Here is an 18,788-nt window from a genome sequence, read left to right as displayed (position 1 = left end):
AAGAGACAGGTTTCTGGCCTTGTAGCAAGTGCATGAACTACTTACAAATTCAGTGATAGCGACCCACCTTACCGGTGACAGTCGTTATTCACGTCAGCTTTCCGAGATTGAAGAATTTGCCTGGCGGCCATAGCGCCGTGGAACCACCTGATCCCATGCCGAACTCAGAAGTGAAACGCGGTAGCGCCGATGGTAGTGTGGCATTCGCCATGCGAGAGTAGGACACTGCCAGGCACCCAATTAGAAGAAGCCCGCTCATCTGAGCGGGCTTTTTTATTGGCTGGGATTTGGGAAGGGGCAAACATTCTGTCCATCCAGAGCCTGTTTATCAGACAACTGCATCGTAAAACAATATCAATTCAGTCAAATACACTGCCTTCTATGCCTCCGATTACCTATCTCCTGCCTGTTTTTCGCGCCACACTACCGGACTACCGGACTACCGGACTACCGGACTACCGGACTACCGGACTACCGGACTACCGGACTACCGGACTACCGGACTACCGGACTACCGGACTACCGGACTACCGGACTATTGCGTCTGCTCGTATCTTCTCTCCACCCCATATACAAGGCGGCTATGCCTTGCATTGATTATCACTCTTACCCGAAACGGGCGTGGTGAGGAAGGTCATCAACATTGCCTGAAACGGGCGTGGCCAGATAGGTAATTGCCACTCCTTGAAATTGTTGGGATCAGGCAGGTAATCACCATTGCCCGAAGTGGATACACGCAGGTCGATGTACCGGATGCAACAAGGACTCTTTGGCCCGTATTCCTTTTCCTGCCCTGACATCCCATGGTTCGAGACTTCTCCGTTCACCCTTGTTTTGAATATAAAAAGTACAGAATGTGATACCCCTACCTTTCTTGCCTGGCCCGCTCTGCTTTAATGCCTCTGCCCACATTCGATTGGGCCAAGGAATCACAATAATCTGAGGAATGGACACATGTTCAAGAGAACAGTAACGATGATGCTGGCGGCGGGAACCCTGGTATTAGGCGGTTGCGCATCTAGTGGTGGCGCTGAACAAGGGGCGGACAACAGCGATTTTGGCGGCAAGTCCATCTACCTGCGTGGGGAGATGAATGACTGGATGGCCAACGATGAGACCAAGGTGGTCAAGGTGGCCGACAAGCTGTACATGGCCAAGGGCACACTCAAGAAGGAGTGGGCACCTTACAAGTTCAAGTTCGGTGACTCCGGCTGGAGCTGCGGTACCAACTTTGGCTACAAGAGCCCGAGCGATGGCGTGGCCGTGCTGGGCGGCGAGCCGGTGCCGGTCAACCCCTGCTCCAAGTACGAGGACATGAAGTTCTCGCCGGAGACGGATGGGGTGTATGAGTTCTATCTGAACCTGGCCGGTGAGACCCCGACCGTCTACGTCAAGAAGCCCTGATCATGCTCCCCGGGGAGCCAATCCCCGGGCGATGAAACTGTGATATGCCCTGGCCCAGAGACCTGCTGGCCGGGGCATTTTTTTGGGCAGGCACTATGCTTCATCATAGGGTGAATACTATATATAGTGTTTTTGTATTTCACATTCACCTATTTGTTGTGTTTTGATCCCTGTCATGACGCTGATGCACTCACATAAGGTGGCTTGAAAATGGCTAAATCCAATCCGGTGCTGGAGACAGATCCCGGCACCGCTCTCATTCCCCTGCAGGAAACCTCTCTCGAGATCTGGGACAGCAAGTATCGCCTCAAGCGCAAGGACGGGGCTCCCATCGACGGCTCGGTTGACGAGACCTACCAACGGGTGGCCCGCGCCCTGGCCGCACAGGAGCACGAGCCTGATGCTTGGTATGAGCCCTTCCTGTGGGCGCTGCGCAGCGGGGCCATCCCGGCGGGGCGCATCACCTCCAATGCGGGGGCCTTCGAGCACAAGCCCGCCACCTCCACCATCAACTGCACCGTCTCCGGCACCATAGAAGATTCCATGGACGACATCCTCGGGAAGGTGCACGAGGCGGGGCTGACCCTGAAGGCGGGTTGCGGCATCGGCTATGACTTTTCCACCCTGCGCCCACGCGGTGCCTTCGTCTCCGGCGCCGGTGCCTACACCTCAGGGCCTCTCTCCTTCATGGATATCTACGACAAGATGTGTTTCACCGTCTCGTCCGCCGGCGGTCGCCGCGGCGCCCAGATGGGGACCATGGATATCCGCCACCCGGACGTCGTCGAGTTCATCCAGGCCAAGCGAGAAGATGGTCGCCTGCGCCAGTTCAATCTATCCCTGCTCATCACAGAGGAGTTCGTCAAGGCGGTGAAGGAGGATGCCCCCTGGACGCTCATCTTCCCCTACACGGCGAAAGAGGTGGAGCAGGACGGGATCGCGCTGGACGACCCAGAGCAGGTGATCTGGGCCGACTGGCCGAACAAGGAAGGGGTGGTCATCAACGAATTGGGGCAAGTGGCCTGCAAGCGCTACAAGACGCTTCCAGCCAAGAAGCTCTGGAACGTCATCATGAGTTCCACCTACGACTACGCTGAGCCCGGTTTCATCCTGATCGACAAAGTGAACCAGATGAACAACAACTGGTTCTGCGAGGAGATCCGCGCCACCAACCCCTGCGGCGAGCAGCCGTTGCCCCCCTATGGCGCCTGCCTGCTGGGCTCGGTCAACCTGACCAAGTTTGTGCGCAATCCCTTCACCGAGCAGGCGAGCTTTGACTGGCCCGCGTTTCGCAAGGTGGTGGCCATCTTCACCCGCATGCTGGACAACGTGGTGGAGATCAACCAGCTGCCGCTGGCTAAACAGCGGGAAGAGATCATCAATAAGCGTCGTCACGGCATGGGCTTCCTCGGGCTTGGCTCGACCCTCGCCATGCTGCGGATAAAATATGGCTCCGCCACCTCCGTAGCCTTTACCGAGGAGGTCTCCCAGGAGCTGGCCATGACCGGCTGGCGCGAGTCTTTGGCCCTGGCGAGGGAGAAAGGGCCGGCTCCCATCATGGAGCAGGAGTTCGAGGTGACCGGCAAGATGCTGCGTCTGCGCCCGGAGATGGCGGCCGATGGCATCAAGATCGGTGACAAGATCAAAGGCCGGGTGCTGCACGCCCGCTATAGCCGCTACATGCAGCAGGTGGCCGAGGTGGATCCCGCCTTGGTGGCCGATCTGGCTGAGGTGGGGGGCCGTTTCACCCATCACAGCAGCATAGCGCCGACCGGGACCATCTCTCTGTCGCTCGCCAACAACGCCAGCAATGGCATAGAGCCGAGCTTCGCCCACCACTACAGCCGCAACGTCATCAAGCCAGGCAAGAAGAGCAAGGAGAGCGTGGACGTCTACTCCTTCGAGCTGCTGGCCTACCGCGCGCTGGTCAACCCAGGCGCCATGCCCTATGGGGAGGATGAGGGGAGCCGGCTGCCGGACTACTTCATCACCGCCGATGACATCAGTCCGACCGAACACGTGGACATCCAGGCCGCGGCCCAGCGCTGGATAGATTCCTCCATCTCCAAGACGGCGAACATCCCGACCGACTTCCCGTTCGAGCAGTTCAAGGACATCTACCTCTATGCTTCTGATTCGGGGCTCAAGGGTTGCACCACCTTCCGCTTCAACCCCGAAGCCTTCCAGGGGGTGCTGGTGAAGGAGAAGGATCTGGAAAATACCCTATACGAGTTCACCCTGGAGGATGGCTCCGTCATCACAGCCAGGGGCAATGAAGAGATCGAATACGATGGGGAGCTGCACACCGCCGCCAACCTCTATGACGCCTTGAAAGAAGGCTATTACGGTAAATTCTGAGGACGACACATGGTCAAGAAGATCGACAGGAAAATCGTCGCTTACAAGGTGCAAACCCGGGACGAGCCGCAAGAAGCGCCGGCGCCGCAGGATGACGTGGTGCAGATGCATGAGACGGTGCTGCGGCCGGAGCGGCTGATGGGCACCACCTACAAGTTGAAGACGCCGGAGCATGTCTCCGAGCACTCACTGTTCATCACCATCAACGACATCATTCTCAACGAGGGCACTGTGCACGAGAGTCGCCGCCCGTTCGAGATCTTCATCAACTCCAAAAGCCTGGAGCACTATCAGTGGATAGTGGCGCTGACCCGCATCATCTCGGCTGTGTTTCGCAAGGGCGGAGATGTCACCTTCCTGGTGGAGGAGCTGAGATCCGTGTTCGATCCCAAGGGGGGTTACTGGAACAAGGGCAAGTACGTTCCCTCCCTGATTGCCGAGATTGGCAACGTGATCGAGACCCATCTCACCGAGATCGGCATGCTCAAGGCCCCAGGGCTGGATGAGCATCAGCAGGCCTTCCTGGCCGAGAAGAAGGCCCAGTTGCAGAGCGAGCAGGAAGAAGCAGCGCAATCTGCTGGCAGCGGTTTCCCCGCCAATGCGGCGCTCTGCTACAAGTGCCACACCAAGGCGCTTGTGCTGAAAGATGGCTGCATGACCTGCTTGAACTGCGGCGATTCCAAGTGCGGTTGAGAAGATAGAGTCTCAAAAAGACCGGCCAATGGGCCGGTCTTTTTTATTGATTGCTTTATATACAATCAGTTGGAACGGCCAAGGGAAATGTTGCGCGACGGTAAAATCGGGGGTAGCGTTGGGAGGTAATAAAACTGTCACGGCCGTGTGGTTTCAATGACATCTGAGATTCACACACGTGGCACCTTCAGTGCCAAGGAGGATGCTTATGGACAATACGGACCGAAAGCTGTTTATCCTGGATACCAACGTTCTGCTTCACGAACCCCTCGCCATCTACTCCTTCAAAGAGCACGACGTGCTCATCCCCATGACGGTGCTCGAAGAGCTCGACAACATCAAGGATCGCCAGAAAGACGTCAGCCGTGATGCGCGGGTCGCCATCCGCGCGCTGGAAGACGTGTTCCGCGATGCCACCCCCGAGCAGATAGTGCAGGGGGTGGCGCTGGCCGGCGAGGCGAGCGGTCACATCTCCATCTTCAGCGATCACCATCTGCCCCAGGATGCCGAGGTGTTCACCGACAAGGAGGCGGACAACCGCATCATCAACGCCGCCCTCTACCTGCAAAAGCATGAGATGAAACGCCAGGTGGTGCTGGTGACCAAAGACATCAACATGCGCCTCAAGGCCAAGGGTGCCGGGCTGGCGCACGTTGAGGACTATCGCAGCGACCAGTTGATCGACGACATCCGTCTGTTGGCCAAGGGCTTCCAGGTGGTGCCAGGCAGCTTCTGGGAGCGGGTCGGCGAGTGCGACAGCGAGACCCACGGCCGGGACACCGTCCATGTGATCGATGCCGAGCTGCTGGAGGGGGTGCACGTCAATCAGTACCTGCTGGACGAGGAGAACTTCTTCGCCGCCCGGGTGCTGAGCCACGACGGTCACAAGATCCGCCTGAAAGATCTGGGCCGGGAGCGGCTGATGTCCCGCAAGGCCTGGGGCGTTCATCCCAAGAACGTCTATCAGGGCATGGCGCTGGATGCCCTGCTGGATCCGCACATCGATCTGGTGATCCTGACCGGCCCGGCCGGTTGCGGCAAGACCTTGCTGGCCATGGCGGCGGCGCTGGAGCTGGTGATCGAGAAGGGGATCTACGAGAAGGTCATCGTCACCCGCAACACCCCGGAGATCGCCGAGAGCATCGGCTTCCTGCCCGGCACCGAAGAAGAGAAGATGATGCCCTGGCTGGCGGCGGTCACCGACACCCTGGAGGTGCTGCACAAGCAGGACGAGAACATGAGCGGGTCCCTGAGCTACATCATGGAGAAGGCCAACATCCAGTTCAAATCCGTCAACTTCATGCGCGGGCGCAGCATCCAGAACACCTTCGTATTGCTGGACGAGTGTCAGAACCTGACCGCGTCCCAGATCAAGACCATCATCACCCGCTGCGGCGAGGGCACCAAGATCGTCTGCTCCGGCAACCTGGCCCAGATTGACTCCAACTACCTGAGCCCGGTGACTTCGGGCCTGACCTATATCGTCGAGCGCTTCAAGGATTTCGACGGCAGTGCCAACATCTTCCTGAACGGGGTGGTGCGCAGCAAGCTCGCCTCCTTCGCCGAGGAAAACCTCTGATTTCACGCAATATCTTCATATGAAAGAGGGAGGCCATTGGCCTCCCTTTTTTGATCCCGCGATCCCGCTTCAGGAAGTGTGCGAGTGACCCAGATAGCGCTGCAGACCCGGGTGATCGCTGTTTTGCAGAATGTCCGGCGTGCCCTGCAGGGCGATGCGCCCCTCGTCCACGAACAGCACCCGATCGGCGATGAGCTGAGCGTCTTCCGGGTTATGGGACACCATCAGCACGGTAATGCCCTGCTCGCAGGCGAGTCGGGCGACCTCCGCCAGCATCTCCCGGCGCAGGGCGGGGTCCAGCGCCGAGAAGGGCTCGTCCAGTAGCAGCAGCGGCTTGCCACGTACCAGGGCGCGGGCCAGGCCGACCCGTTGCTGTTGGCCGCCGGAGAGCTGCTCCGGCAGTCGATCCTGCATGTCGCCGAGTCCGACCCGGGTCGCCGCCTCCTTCACCTGGGCGCGCTGGGCCGGGCTCAGGCGCAGGCCCGGATGCAGGCCGATGGCGATGTTGTCGAATACCGACAGGTGCAGGAACAGGTTGTGATCCTGAAACAGGGTGGTGACGGGGCGCTCGGCGGGGCCGAGCGGCAGCAGGTCGATGCCATCGAAGCTGAGGCGACCGGATTCTACCGGCACGAATCCCGCTATCATGCCGAGCAGGGTCGATTTGCCTGCGCCGCTTGGGCCGATCAGCGCCGTGATCTCCCCCTTGGGCAGGGAGGCGTTGAAGCTGACGCGCCAATCAGGGTAACTGGTTGCCAGATCATCAATTAACAGCATCTTTGACTCCTGTGATATGGCTGGGTGCGCAGACCGCATGTGAAACCGTACCATGGCAGCAAACTCGACTATCCCGCATCCAGATTTTTACCCCCCAGACCCCGCTCCACCAGCCAGAACAGGGAGAAGCAGAAGGTGAGCAGCAGCAGGGCGGTAGCCGCCGCGTCGGTCAGCCGGTAGCTGCCGAGCTGCTGATAGAGCAGCCAGGGCAGGGTGGTGAGGGCCTGGCTGCCGAACATGGCGATGGCGCCGAGATCCCCTAAAGACAAGATCATGGAGAGCGCCATGGCCAGCGCCAGGGGGCGGCGCAGCAGGGGCCATTCGACCAGGCGCAGGCGCTGCAGGCCGCGCACCCCCAGGCTGTCCGCCAGCCTGTCGTACTGGCGTACCACCAGCTGCATGGGGGCGCTCAAGGTGCGCAGCACATAGGGCAGCGCCATCAGGGCGTTGACCAGCACCACCAGCCAGGGGCCGAGGGCGAAGACGTCGGTGAAGGGCATAAACAGGATGAAGAGGCCGGTGCTGAGCACCACCGCCGGGATCATCAGGATCATGGAGCCGCTGGTCTCCCACAGGGCCGCCGCTCGCCGTTTGCGCGCCCGCACCCGCAAGTGGCGGCTGGTGAGCAGCAGAGCGGCGCCGAGCAGAGTGGCCAGGCTCCCCGCCGCCAGCGCGATGCCGAGGGATTGCGCCCCCGCCTGCCACAGCCGGGAGGAACCGAGCGCTGTCAGCAGGCCGGGATTGAAGCCTGCGACCACTATGGCCAGCAGGGGCGGCAGGAAGATGGCGAGGCCGAGGATGAGGGCGGTACCATCCACCCAGCGGGTGCCTGGCTGCTGTCTATCCGGCCGCAGGCAGGGGCGGCGACTGGTGAGGCGACTGGACGGGCTGGTCTGCAACTTGTGTTGCAGCAGCAAGAGGCCCGCGGTCAGCAGCAGCTGCACCAGGGCCAGGCCGCCCGCAGTGGCGAGATCGAAGTCAAAGCGCAGGGCCTGATAGACGGCCACCTCCAGGGTGGTGGACTTGGGGCCGCCGCCGAGCGCCAGCACAGTGGTGAAGCTGGTGAAACAGAGCATGAAGATGAGGCTCGCCAATCCCGGCAGCAGGCCACGTATGATGGGCCACTCCAGCAGCCGGAAGATGTGGGAGGAGCGCATGCCGAGCTGGCTGGCGAGGCGCCAGGAGGACTCGGGAATGCTCTCTATGCCCTGCAAGATGAGGCGCGCCGCCAGCGGCATGTTGAAGAACACGTGGGCCAGCAAGATGCCAAACAGACCGTACAGGTAGTTGCCGGGATCCAGCCCGAGGCTGCGCAGGGCATGGGGCAGCCAGCCCTGGGAGCCGTGCACCGCGACGATACCAAAGATGGCGATGATGACCGGCAGCACCAGGGAGAGGCCGAACAGCTTGAGCAGCAGCCGGCGGCCGCGAAAACGGCGCCGCGCCAGGGCCCGCGCCACCGGAATGGCCAGCCCCAGGCTCAGCAGGGTGGAGAGCAGGGCCTGCCCCAGGCTGAAGCCCAGCACGTGGCGCAGGTAGGGGTCTGCCAGCAGGGTGCTCGGGAGCCCCCCCGCCTGCCACAAGAGAGCGGCGAGGGGGCCGAGGGAGAGCAGCAGGATAACGGCGGTGGCTGCGCTACCCGGCAGCCACCAGAGAGGACGAGAGTGGGGTATCACTGGGTGACGGCTTGCAGCCATTCCCGGATCCAGCCCTTGCGATTGGCGGCTACTTCGTCAGAGGTGAAGCTCAGCGGCTTGGCGACTGTGATCATCTGCTCGAAACCCTTGGGCAACGGGGTGTCTATCACAGGGTACATCCAGTTGCCGCCCGGGATCTCCTGCTGGAAGGCGGGGCTGACCATGAACTGCAGGAAGCGGTCGGCCAGCTTGTCTTGCTTGGCGCTCGCCAGCTTGGCAGCCACTTCCACCTGACGGTAGTGACCCTCTTCGAAGGCGGCGGCCTGGTACTGGGCCTTGTTCTCGGCGATCAGATGATAGGCCGGGGAGGTGGTGTAGGAGAGCACCATGTCAGCCTCCCCATCGAGGAACATGCCATAGGCCTCGGACCAGCCCTTGGTGACGGTGACCGTCTTCTTGGCAAGCTGGGCCCAGGCGGCGGGCGCCTGGTCGCCATAGACGGATTTCATCCACAGCATCAGCCCCTGACCCGGGGTGGAGGTGCGGGGATCCTGGTAGATCACCTTGAGATCGGGGCGCTCCACCAGCTCCTTCAGGCTCTTGGGCGGGGTCTTGAGTTTGTCCTTGTTGTAGACGAAGGCGAAGTAGCCGTAGTCATAGGGGACGAAGGTATCGTCCTGCCAGCCACCCGGCACCTTGAGGGCGGCCAGATCCACATGATGGGGAGCGAACAGGCCGCTCTGCTTGGCCTCGCTCACCAGGGCGTCATCCAGCCCCAGCACCATGTCGGCCTTGCTGTGTTTGCCTTCCAGTCGCAGCCGGTTGAGGATGGCGACCCCGTCTTCCAGCGCCACCAGATTGAGGGTGCAGCCGCACTCCTTCTCGAAGGCCTGTTTGATCTTGGGACCCGGACCCCATTCGCTGGCGAAGGAGCCGTAGGTGTAGACGGTGAGGGTATCGGCGGCGAAGGCCTGGGCACTGAGCAGGCTGGTGGCGACCAGCAGTAGGGTTTTCATCGATGGCACTCCCTGTGGGTTGCGAGCTGCCAGCGGATGAGGGCGCAAAAAACGAGCGCCATGCCTCAAATTCCTCCGCCAGCATTATCTGGATCAGGTTCACGGGTATAATCTCAGCGGTAAACCGCACCCCGTTTGAGAAACGATTCGCATTGTATTGGCCTTCGCGGGGGGAGGCCAGCACTATGTTTGGTGGGCCGCGCCCCGTGAGCCCAACCCCATGGAGGATGCCTGACATGATCACCAGCACCAAGGAAAGGCGCGCCTTTACGCGCATGGTCATCAATGCCCCCGTCACCCTGTTCCAGCATCACAAGGTGCTGGAGGGAGTCTGCCGGGATCTCAGTGCCAACGGCATGGGAGTCGAGGTCAACGAGCACAGTTTCGATGTGGCAATCCCCCTTAGGGTGAGCCTGGCCACCAGCAGCAACCTGCTGCCCCCCTTCGAGGCCCAGGCCCGCATAGTGCGGGTGCTGGAGGAGGAGAAGGGGCTCTTGCTGGCGCTGGAGTTTCTGCCCCAGGCCTGATCCGGCAATATATTTCACTGCTTTTTATCGGTCAGCATCTGCTGGCCGATGTTTTTTTATCTCAGGCAGCATAGCCTGCTGCTGTTAGTGCCCGCATCTTGCCATGTCCGGCCCGTATGACGGGAAAAGGTGGCCGATCTGTGCCTCATCCATACAGCTCTTCCACGGTTTATTGGCTGGCCAGCACGGGTTGCACGCTCAACTGCCGGCTGTCGACCAGCGTCCTGCTGGTGGGGGCCAGCTGACCCATGGGAAGCTGGGCCGGACCGGTCGGCTCCATCAGCAGGTAGGTCTGCCCCTGCCAGCTGAGCACCGCATCTCCCGCCTTGGCGGGCAGGGCGACCCCCAGCAGGGCGTGACCCGGCACGAACAGCATGGCCTGAGGCAGCTCCGGGAAGAGCTGGGCCAGCATGGCCGCCATCAGGGTCACCTTGCTGTCGCAATCCCCCCGGTTCTGCTCCAGCACCTGGCGCGGGGTCAGGAACCCCTTGCCGGCACGGCCTGACTGGCTGTCCAGCAGGGTGTAGGGGATGGCCTGCACGAAGTCGAGCATGAAGGCCACCGTCTGCTGGCGCGCCTCCACCTCGGTCGCACTCTGTCGCTTGAGCTGATCCGCGAGCGGCGCCAGCTCGGCCCGGCTCTCCAGGGCGATGCGCACGTGATCCTGCTTGATGGCGGGCATCCCATCGTATGGGGTGAAACGCTGGAAGTAGTGCTGCTTGAGCCACTCGGCTTCCAGTTTCGCCTGCTCGGGTTTGACCCAGGCCTGGGCTTCCCTCGCCTTGTCGGCGTTGCGGCTCTTGATGCCGAGGGCAAGCTCGGGGCGGGAGAGGGAGAACTGCACCTCGGGGAACTCGATGATGGCCTGTTGCAACAGCTGCTGCAGCATATCTTCCTGCATCCTCTCCGGGCGATAGGCGATGAGGGGCGGCAACTGGCCCGTCTCCAGCCGGTAGCTGAGCTGCTGCGCCTTGCCCTCCCTGTCCTGCCAGCCGACGTTGAGCTGACCGCCGTTGCTGTGAAAATAGCTCTGCCCGGCAGAGGCCGGCAGGGCGAACAGCAGGGCGCAGAGCAGGGCGCAGAGCAGGGGCAGGGGGCTCGCTTTGGTCATTCTCTTCTCCTTGGGTCCTGTCTCGGCCGACTTGGCCGCCGAGCAGGAAATAAAACAGGGAGCCTGGGCTCCCTGTGGATTCTACTCGTTTTATTGCGGGCCGTTTAGAACCCGCTCGGCTGCCTTCTCTCGCCAGCGCCGAGGTGGGTCTTGAACCCTTAGATCCAGCTAGGCTGCTTCGCCTCGAAGGCGCCGATGGCCGCCTCGTGTTGCAGGGTCAGGCCGATGGCATCCAGCCCGTTGAGCAGGCAGTAGCGGCGGAACTCGTCTATCTCGAAACCAAAGCTGAGCGTACCGGCGCGCACCTGGTTCGCCTCCAGATCCACCTCGATCTGCTGGCCCGGGTTGGCCGTGACCAGTTGGAACAGGGCCTCGACTTCTTCGTCTTTCAAACGCACCGGCACCATGCCGTTGTTGATGGCGTTGCCGTAGAAGATGTCGGCGAAGCTCGGGGCTATGATGGTCTTGAAGCCGTAATCCGCCAGCGCCCAGGGGGCGTGCTCGCGGCTCGAGCCACAACCGAAGTTCTCCCGCGCCAGCAGTATGCTGGCCCCCGCGTAACGCGATTGGTTGAGCACGAACTCAGGGTTCGGTTGCTGGCCCGCATCGTCCAGGAAGCGCCAGTCGTGGAACAGGTGCTTGCCAAAGCCGATGCGGTTCACCTTCTGCAGGAACTGCTTTGGAATGATGGCATCGGTATCGACGTTGACGCTGTCGAGGGGGACCGCGATCCCCTTATGTTGCTTGAATCCTGTCATGTTCATTCCCTCTTACAGCGCACGAATATCGGCAAAGTGACCGGTGACGGCGGCGGCGGCGGCCATGGCCGGGCTCACCAGATGGGTGCGACCGGCACGGCCCTGACGCCCCTCGAAGTTGCGGTTGCTGGTGGAGGCGCAGCGCTCTCCCGGTTGCAGCCGGTCGTTGTTCATGGCCAGACACATGGAGCAACCTGGCAGACGCCATTCAAAGCCTGCCTCGATGAAGATCTTGTCCAGCCCCTCGGCCTCGGCCTGGGCCTTCACCTGCTCGGAGCCCGGCACCACCAGGGCCTGCACCCCGGCGGCGACCTTGCGGCCACGGGCGATGGCGGCGGCGGCGCGCAAGTCCTCGATGCGACTGTTGGTGCAAGAGCCGATGAATACCTTGTCGATGGTGACGTCGGAGAGCTTCTGGCCCGGTTGCAAGTCCATATAGGCCAGCGCCTTGCGGGCGGACTGCTGCTCCATCAGATCGGTGAAGGAGTCCGGATCCGGGATGGGCTCACCCACGGCGATCACCTGACCCGGGTTGGTGCCCCAGGTGACTTGAGGGGCGATATCGGCGCCGTTGAGCACCACTTCTGCATCGAACTTGGCATCGGCATCGCTGTTGAGGGTTTGCCAGTAGGCGATGGCCTGCTCCAGTGCCTCTCCCTCGGGGGCAAACTCCTTGCCGCGGATGTAGTCGATGGTGGTCTGGTCCGGGGCTATCATGCCCGCCTTGGCGCCGAGCTCGATGGCCATGTTGCACACCGTCATGCGCCCTTCCATGGAGAGGCCGGCGATGGCATCCCCCGCGAACTCCACTACGTAGCCGGTGCCACCGGCGTGGCCGACCTTGCCTATGATGGCGAGCACCACGTCTTTCGCGCTGATGCCCTCCGCCAGCTTGCCGTTGACGCTGATGCGCATGGTCTTGGCCCGACCCTGTTTCAGGGTCTGGGTGGCCATCACGTGTTCCACTTCCGAGGTGCCGATGCCGAACGCCAGGGAGCCAAAGGCGCCGTGGGTGGCGGTGTGGGAGTCGCCGCAGACGATGGTGGTGCCAGGCAAGGTGATGCCAAGCTCGGGGCCCATCACGTGGACTATGCCCTGGTACTTGTGGTTGAGATCGTAGAGGCGAACCCCGAACTCCTTGCAGTTGGCGGCCAGCGTTTCCATCTGGATGCGGGCCATCTCGCCGGAGGCGGCGATGTCCCTGGTGGTGGTGGAGACGTTGTGATCCATGGTGGCCCAGGTCAGATCCGGACGGCGCAACTGGCGGTTCATGGCGCGCAGGCCGTCGAACGCCTGCGGGCTGGTCACTTCGTGCACCAGGTGGCGGTCTATGTAGATGAGGGGCGTCTCGCCGGCCACTTCACGCACCACGTGGGCATCGAACACTTTTTGATAGAGGGTCTTTGACATTGCTCTCTTCCTTATTCTTTGATGGCTTCAGATGCGTGAGGCTATCTGATCGCCCATGGCCGCCGTGCTCTGTACCGGGTGCTGTGCACTCGCCTGATGCAGGTCGGCGGTGAAGTAACCCTCGGCCAGGGCCTGGGCTACCGCCTGCTCGATGGCCTTGGCGGCGTCCTCTTGACCCAGGCTATAGCGCAGCATCAGGGCGGCGGAGAGGATCTGGGCGATGGGGTTCGCAATCCCCTTGCCGGCGATGTCAGGCGCCGAGCCACCGGCCGGTTCGAACAGGCCGAAGCCGGATTCGTTCAGGCTGGCGGAGGGCAGCAGCCCCATGGAGCCGGTGATCATGGCGCACTCGTCGGAGAGGATGTCGCCGAACAGGTTGGAGCAGAGCAGGACGTCGAACTGGGACGGATCCTTGATGAGCTGCATGGTGGCGTTGTCGATGTACATGTGATTGAGGGCCACGTCCGGGTAGGACTTGGCAACCTGGCTCACCACCTCGCGCCACAGGATGGAGGAGGCGAGCACGTTGGCCTTGTCGATGGAGGTGACTTTGGCCCTGCGCACCCGAGCCGATTCGAACGCTATCTTGGCGATGCGCTCGATCTCATAGCGGTGATAGACCTCGGTATCGAATGCCTTCTCGTTCGGGCCTTCCCCTTCGCGCCCCTTGGGCTGGCCGAAGTAGATGCCGCCGGTCAGCTCGCGCACGCAGGCGATGTCAAAGCCCCGATCCGAGATGTCGGCACGCAGCGGCGAAAACTGCTCGAGGCCGGTGTAGATGCGGGCCGGGCGCAGGTTGCAGAACAGCTTGAAGTGGGCGCGCAGGGGCAGCAGGGCGCCGCGCTCCGGCTGATCGTTCGGCGGAAGATGCTCCCACTTGGGGCCACCCACCGAGCCGAACAGCACGGCATCGGCGGCTTCGCAGCCCGCTATGGTGCTCTGGGGCAAAGGGATGCCGTGGTTGTCGATGGCGATGCCGCCCACGTCGTGGCGGTCATAGTCGAGGGAGAAACCAAACTTGGCCTGCACCTTTTCCAGCACCTTGATGGCCTCGGCCATCACTTCCGGGCCAATGCCGTCACCCGGCAATACTGCGATCCGATAACTGCTCATACTGTCTCCGTCCTGATGTTGTGTGTGAGCTCCAGCGGCTCAGTCTGTTTCCGTGTCGATGTCGTTTTGGGGTCCATCCGCTCAGCAGCCTGCTCAGACGGTTTCCGTTTTGATGTTGTTCTTCTGCCCCATCTGCTCGGCGACCATGTCGGCGCGCCAGATGCTGTTGATCACGTGGACCAGGGCCTGGGCCGAGGATTCGATGATGTCGGTGGCCAGCCCCATGCCGTGGAACTTGCGGCCCTTGTACTCGGCGACTATGTCCACCTGGCCGAGGGCGTTCTTGCCTTCCCCCTTGCCCTTGAGTTCGTACTTGTCGATGCGGATCTCATAGCCGGTGATGCGATTGATGCACTGGTAGACCGCATCCACCGGGCCGTTGCCGGTAGCGGCCTCGCTGATGGTCTCCTGCCCCACCTTCAATTTCACCGAGGCGGTGGCGAGCACAGAGCTGCCGCTCTGCACCCCGAGGTACTCCAGCTTGAAGTGCTCGGGCTCTTCGTGGATCTGGCTGAAGAAGGCCAGCGCCTCGAGGTCGTAATCGAACACCTGACCCTTCTTGTCCGCCAGGGTCAGGAATTTCTCGTAGAGGTTGTCCAGGTCATAGCTGCTCTCGGCGTAGCCCATGGACTCCATGCGGTGCTTGATGACGTGGCGACCGGAGCGGGAGGTCATGTTCAGGCTGTTCTGGGTGAGACCGATGCTCTCTGGGGTGATGATCTCGTAGGTGTTCTTGGCCTTGAGCACGCCGTCCTGGTGGATACCGGAGCTGTGGGAGAAGGCGTTGGCGCCGACGATGGCCTTGTTCGGCTGCACCGGCATATTGCAGATCTGGCTCACCAGGGTGCTGGTACGGTGAATTTCACTGTGGCGAATGTTAGTGTGCACTCCCAGCAGGTCGGCGCGGGTTTTGAGGATCATCGCCACCTCTTCCAGGGAGCAGTTGCCTGCCCGCTCGCCGATGCCGTTGATGGTGCACTCGATCTGGCGGGCCCCCATCTGCACGGCGCCAATGGAGTTTGCCACCGACAGGCCGAGATCGTCGTGGCAGTGCACCGAGATGATGGCCTGGTCTATGTTAGGTACCCGATTGAACAGGGTCTGGATGATGCCGGAGAACTCGGTCGGTACCGTGTAGCCCACGGTGTCCGGGATGTTGATGGTGCGGGCGCCGGCCCGGATGGCGGCCTCCACCATGCGGCACAGGTTATCGATGGGGGTGCGGCCCGCGTCCTCGCAGGAGAACTCCACGTCGTCGGTGTAGCGGCGGGCATGTTTGACTGCGCTGATCCCCATCTCCAACACGTCCTCGAAGCTCTTCTTGAGCTTGCTCTCCACATGAATGGAGGAGGTGGAGATAAAGGTATGGATACGGAAGGCGTCCGCGACTTTCAACGCCTCGCCTGCGGCATCGATATCCTTGGGCAGGGCGCGGGCGAGGGCGCAGACCCGGCTGTTCTTGATGTGGCGGGCTATGGTCTGCACCGAGAGAAAATCACCGGGGGAGGAGACGGGAAAGCCCACTTCCATGACGTCGACACCGAGCCGCTCCAGTGCCTGTGCGACCTGCAGCTTCTCCTTGACTGTCAGGCTGGCCGACAGCGCCTGCTCACCATCACGCAGGGTGGTATCGAATATGATGACGCGATCTGACATGTGACTTCCCTCTTCCTAAGTTCGGTGCGTGCATCCGCGCGGCATAAAAAAACCCGTGCGGGGTGCACGGGTTTTTGTAAATTCCGGCTATGCCTTAGCCCGGCTACAAGGATCCCGCGCGACGAGTCGCGATTAGGGAAAGCAGTAGTAGCGGAGCGGCAATATGCATGATGACTCAATCCATCCAGTCGATAACGCTTCTACCAATATCGAGATTTTTATGCTGTGTCAACTCGAACCGGCAGGTTCAATCCACTGGGTTATTTAATCGGATTGTAAAGGAGTGCAAATTTCCTTGTCCCATGTTCGGTCCATGCCTGATTATCTGGTCATTCCTGCTGTACTCGATCATCCACACGATTCAGATCGACTTATCAGCCCTTGCTGAATTATCTGAGGTATCCCATGGAAAAACGCAGACCTGGCCGTCCGGTCGGACGTTCCGACATTCGTGACAAGCTGCTTGCCGCCGCGCGCGAGCGTTTTCTCAACACTCCTTACAGCAAGGTGACGACCCGCGAGATCGCCGAGCTGGCTGGCTCCAATCTGGCGATGATCCACTACTACTTCGGCAGTAAAGAGGGCCTCTACAAGGCCGTGCTGGGGGATGTGGCGGAGCCGCTGGATCAGGCCTGGCATGACGAGAGCAGCAACCGCAGCCTCACCGATCTGCTCAATACCTATTACCAGGTGATGGCACCGAACAGCGAACTGACCTCTGCCATCTCCAGTGCATTATCGACCGAAAAGAGCCCGGGCCGGGATTTCGTGCTGAACCGCCTGCTGGAGCGTCAACTGCCCCAGTTCGATGCCCTGCTGGAATCCATGAAGTCCAATGGTCAGCTCGGTGACAACCTGGATCCCGAGATGCTGAAGATCTCCTTCCTCAGCATGATGTGGCAGCCGTTCGTGATGAAGGATCTCTACGAGCAGGTGTTTGGCCTGACTGTGGACGAACACTTCATGAGCCGACTGGCGGCCCACAACTGCCAGCTGATGGAAAACGGGCTGCGCGGCGCGCTGAACTGATCTTCACGAGTCGCATACGCATCATGAAAAAGGGCCGCTCGGCCCTTTTTTGATCGCGCTGTTCACAAATCTGTTATCTGCCCTTCAACGAACTGTCATTCCACCGCCCTAGTCTGGATTCGAGACTCAAGGGACGGGGGCGTGATGAACAAGATCCAGCAATGGGACCTGCAGGTGTGCCGTGTCTGCCTGCTCCACCCTTACAACCACTCGCAAGCCAGGATCAGTCGGGTCATCTCCCGTACCGGTGACGGCCCGCTCTACGCCGTGCTGGCCGCCCTGCTCTGGTGGCAGGGGGAGGCCGAGCGGGAGCTGGTGCTCATAGCGCTGCTGGCGTTTGCCCTCGAACTGCCGCTCTATCTGCTGCTCAAGAATGCCCTGAGGCGTCAGCGCCCGGTAGGGTTGCCTGTCTTCATCACCCCATCCGATCGCTACAGTTTGCCCTCCGGCCATACCGCGGCTGCTTTTCTGATGGCGACCGTGCTGGCGGCCAGTTTCCCGCTCTGGGCGCCGCTCTTGTTCACCTGGGCCATCCTGGTCGGGGCTTCCCGTCTGCTGCTCGGGGTGCACTACCTGAGCGATCTGGTAGCCGGCGCCCTGCTCGGCGGTGGCTGCGCCCTCTGGGCTCTTAACTGGAGTCAGGCATGAAGATACTGTTCGGGGTTCAGGGCACAGGCAACGGTCACATCAGTCGCAGTCGTACCCTGGCCCGCGCCTTCAAGGCCAGGGGGATAGAGGTGGATTATCTGTTCAGCGGCCGCGCCGCCGATGGCTACTTCGAGATGGGGGAGTTTGGGGAGTATCGCACCTTCCCCGGCATCACCTTCGTCAGCCACGAGGGGCGCATCTCGGGCTGGCGTACCCTCAAGGGGCTCTCCCCCCTGCGCTTCTGGCAGGACATGCGGGCCCTCGATTGTCGCGGCTATGACCTGGTGATCAGCGATTTTGAACCCCTCAGTGCCCACGCCGCCCGTCGCTGGCAGATCCCCAGTCTCACCATCAGCCATCAGGCCAGCTTCGACTGGTCCATTCCGCGCTGGGGTGAGAATGGCTTCAGCCGTCAGCTGATGCACCACTTCGCCCCGGTCAGCCAATCACTTGGGCTGCACTGGTTTCACTTCGGTCAGCCCTTGCTGCCCCCCATCATAGATCCCATTTCGCTGGCGCCGGACAATCAGCAGGTGCTGGTCTATCTGCCCTTCGAGCAGACCGAGCAGATAGCAGCCCTGCTGTCGCGCTTCAATCAGCAGCGCTTCGTCTGCTTCCACCCGGCCATTCGCACCCCCAGTCAGTGGCGCAACATCCACTTCGAGCCACAGGCGCGGGAAGGCTTCAAGCTGGCGCTGGCTGGTTGCCGGGGGGTCATCACCAATGCCGGCTTCGAGCTGGCCTCCGAGGCGCTCTCCCTTGGCAAGAAGCTCTTGGTCAAGCCCCTTGGCGGTCAGTTCGAGCAGCTCACCAACGGCAAGACCCTGGAGCTGATGGGGCTGGCCCAGTTGATGGAGACGCTCGACGCCAACGGGGTGCGCCACTGGCTCGACAGTACGGCTTGCGGGGCCATTCGCTATCCCGATGTGGCGGGGGAGTTGGCGGACTGGCTGGTGGCGGGGGCCGGGGAGGGGGTTGAGTCCCTCTCTCGCCGGCTCTGGGCCCGCACCCTCTTCCCGGAGGAGGTGTGCGATCGGCTGAGTGAACTGGCGGAGAAGCCGCTCATGGCCCG

The 18,788-nt window shown here is 61.6% G+C and carries 16 protein-coding genes, 1 rRNA gene and 1 riboswitch; of the genes, 9 read left to right on the top strand and 8 right to left on the bottom strand.

What is annotated here, in order from left to right; genetic code table 11:
• The first annotated feature begins 119 nt into the window (after positions 1–119).
• The 5 genes from rrf to CUC44_RS15360 all read left to right on the top strand — a co-directional run bounded on the left by rrf (position 120) and on the right by CUC44_RS15360 (position 6,034).
• Positions 120–234 (top strand): 5S ribosomal RNA (rrf, locus tag CUC44_RS15380).
• A gap of 720 nt (positions 235–954) precedes the next feature.
• Positions 955–1,404, top strand: a complete 450-nt coding sequence (locus CUC44_RS15375) for an early set domain-containing protein (RefSeq protein ID WP_100860770.1) — start codon at positions 955–957, stop codon at positions 1,402–1,404.
• 210 nt (positions 1,405–1,614) lie between these two features.
• Positions 1,615–3,762: an adenosylcobalamin-dependent ribonucleoside-diphosphate reductase gene (locus CUC44_RS15370; RefSeq protein ID WP_100860769.1), complete on the top strand. Its 2,148-nt coding sequence runs from the start codon at positions 1,615–1,617 to the stop codon at positions 3,760–3,762.
• A gap of 9 nt (positions 3,763–3,771) precedes the next feature.
• Positions 3,772–4,455, top strand: a complete 684-nt coding sequence (locus tag CUC44_RS15365) for a TSCPD domain-containing protein (protein WP_100860768.1) — start codon at positions 3,772–3,774, stop codon at positions 4,453–4,455.
• Positions 4,456–4,663: 208 nt separating this feature from the next.
• Positions 4,664–6,034: a PhoH family protein gene (locus CUC44_RS15360; protein WP_100860767.1), complete on the top strand. Its 1,371-nt coding sequence runs from the start codon at positions 4,664–4,666 to the stop codon at positions 6,032–6,034.
• Positions 6,035–6,103: 69 nt separating this feature from the next.
• Here CUC44_RS15360 and thiQ read toward each other — a convergent pair whose 3' ends face one another.
• From thiQ to thiB, 3 genes are all read right to left on the bottom strand, one after another.
• Positions 6,104–6,811, bottom strand: a complete 708-nt coding sequence (gene thiQ, locus CUC44_RS15355; RefSeq protein WP_100860766.1) for a thiamine ABC transporter ATP-binding protein — start codon at positions 6,809–6,811, stop codon at positions 6,104–6,106.
• A 68-nt stretch (positions 6,812–6,879) separates the two neighbouring features.
• A complete protein-coding gene (gene thiP / locus CUC44_RS15350) occupies positions 6,880–8,508 on the bottom strand; it encodes a thiamine/thiamine pyrophosphate ABC transporter permease (RefSeq protein ID WP_100860765.1) in 1,629 nt (542 codons plus the stop codon).
• Positions 8,484–9,464 (bottom strand): thiamine ABC transporter substrate binding subunit, encoded by a 981-nt coding sequence (gene thiB, locus CUC44_RS15345; protein WP_100860764.1) that lies wholly within the window; start codon positions 9,462–9,464, stop codon positions 8,484–8,486. The genes thiP and thiB overlap by 25 nt, the downstream gene beginning before the upstream one ends.
• A 53-nt stretch (positions 9,465–9,517) precedes the next feature.
• A riboswitch (TPP riboswitch) is annotated at positions 9,518–9,608 on the bottom strand.
• Positions 9,609–9,700: 92 nt separating this feature from the next.
• Between thiB and CUC44_RS15340 the strand changes: the two genes are divergently transcribed.
• The gene (locus CUC44_RS15340; RefSeq protein ID WP_100860763.1) at positions 9,701–9,991 is read left to right on the top strand and encodes a PilZ domain-containing protein; all 291 of its coding nucleotides are present in this window, start codon (positions 9,701–9,703) and stop codon (positions 9,989–9,991) included.
• Between the two features lie 169 nt (positions 9,992–10,160).
• Here CUC44_RS15340 and CUC44_RS15335 read toward each other — a convergent pair whose 3' ends face one another.
• The 5 genes from CUC44_RS15335 to leuA form a co-directional block, all read right to left on the bottom strand.
• The gene (locus CUC44_RS15335; RefSeq protein WP_100860762.1) at positions 10,161–11,102 is read right to left on the bottom strand and encodes a transglutaminase-like domain-containing protein; all 942 of its coding nucleotides are present in this window, start codon (positions 11,100–11,102) and stop codon (positions 10,161–10,163) included.
• A 158-nt stretch (positions 11,103–11,260) separates the two neighbouring features.
• Positions 11,261–11,860: a 3-isopropylmalate dehydratase small subunit gene (gene leuD, locus CUC44_RS15330; RefSeq protein WP_100860761.1), complete on the bottom strand. Its 600-nt coding sequence runs from the start codon at positions 11,858–11,860 to the stop codon at positions 11,261–11,263.
• A gap of 12 nt (positions 11,861–11,872) precedes the next feature.
• Entirely contained in the window at positions 11,873–13,270 is a 1,398-nt protein-coding gene (gene leuC, locus CUC44_RS15325; RefSeq protein WP_100860760.1) for a 3-isopropylmalate dehydratase large subunit, read from the bottom strand.
• 27 nt (positions 13,271–13,297) lie between these two features.
• Positions 13,298–14,383, bottom strand: coding sequence for a 3-isopropylmalate dehydrogenase (gene leuB / locus CUC44_RS15320; RefSeq protein WP_100860759.1), 1,086 nt, complete (start codon positions 14,381–14,383; stop codon positions 13,298–13,300).
• Between the two features lie 93 nt (positions 14,384–14,476).
• A complete protein-coding gene (gene leuA, locus CUC44_RS15315) occupies positions 14,477–16,039 on the bottom strand; it encodes a 2-isopropylmalate synthase (RefSeq protein ID WP_100860758.1) in 1,563 nt (520 codons plus the stop codon).
• 405 nt (positions 16,040–16,444) lie between these two features.
• Between leuA and CUC44_RS15310 the strand changes: the two genes are divergently transcribed.
• The 3 genes from CUC44_RS15310 to CUC44_RS15300 form a co-directional block, all read left to right on the top strand.
• Positions 16,445–17,068: a TetR/AcrR family transcriptional regulator gene (locus CUC44_RS15310; protein ID WP_100860757.1), complete on the top strand. Its 624-nt coding sequence runs from the start codon at positions 16,445–16,447 to the stop codon at positions 17,066–17,068.
• Between the two features lie 144 nt (positions 17,069–17,212).
• Positions 17,213–17,716, top strand: a complete 504-nt coding sequence (locus CUC44_RS15305) for a phosphatase PAP2 family protein (protein WP_100860756.1) — start codon at positions 17,213–17,215, stop codon at positions 17,714–17,716.
• Positions 17,713–18,788 (top strand): MJ1255/VC2487 family glycosyltransferase (locus CUC44_RS15300; RefSeq protein ID WP_100860755.1); only part of this gene is annotated, 1,076 nt, incomplete at its 3' end. The genes CUC44_RS15305 and CUC44_RS15300, both read left to right, overlap by 4 nt.

Origin of the sequence: Aeromonas lusitana (assembly GCF_002812985.1) — a bacterium.
Taxonomy (GTDB): Bacteria; Pseudomonadota; Gammaproteobacteria; order Enterobacterales; family Aeromonadaceae; genus Aeromonas; species Aeromonas lusitana.
The sequence above is the reverse complement of the archived record's forward strand: the minus strand, read 5'-3'. Positions and strand labels throughout refer to the sequence as shown.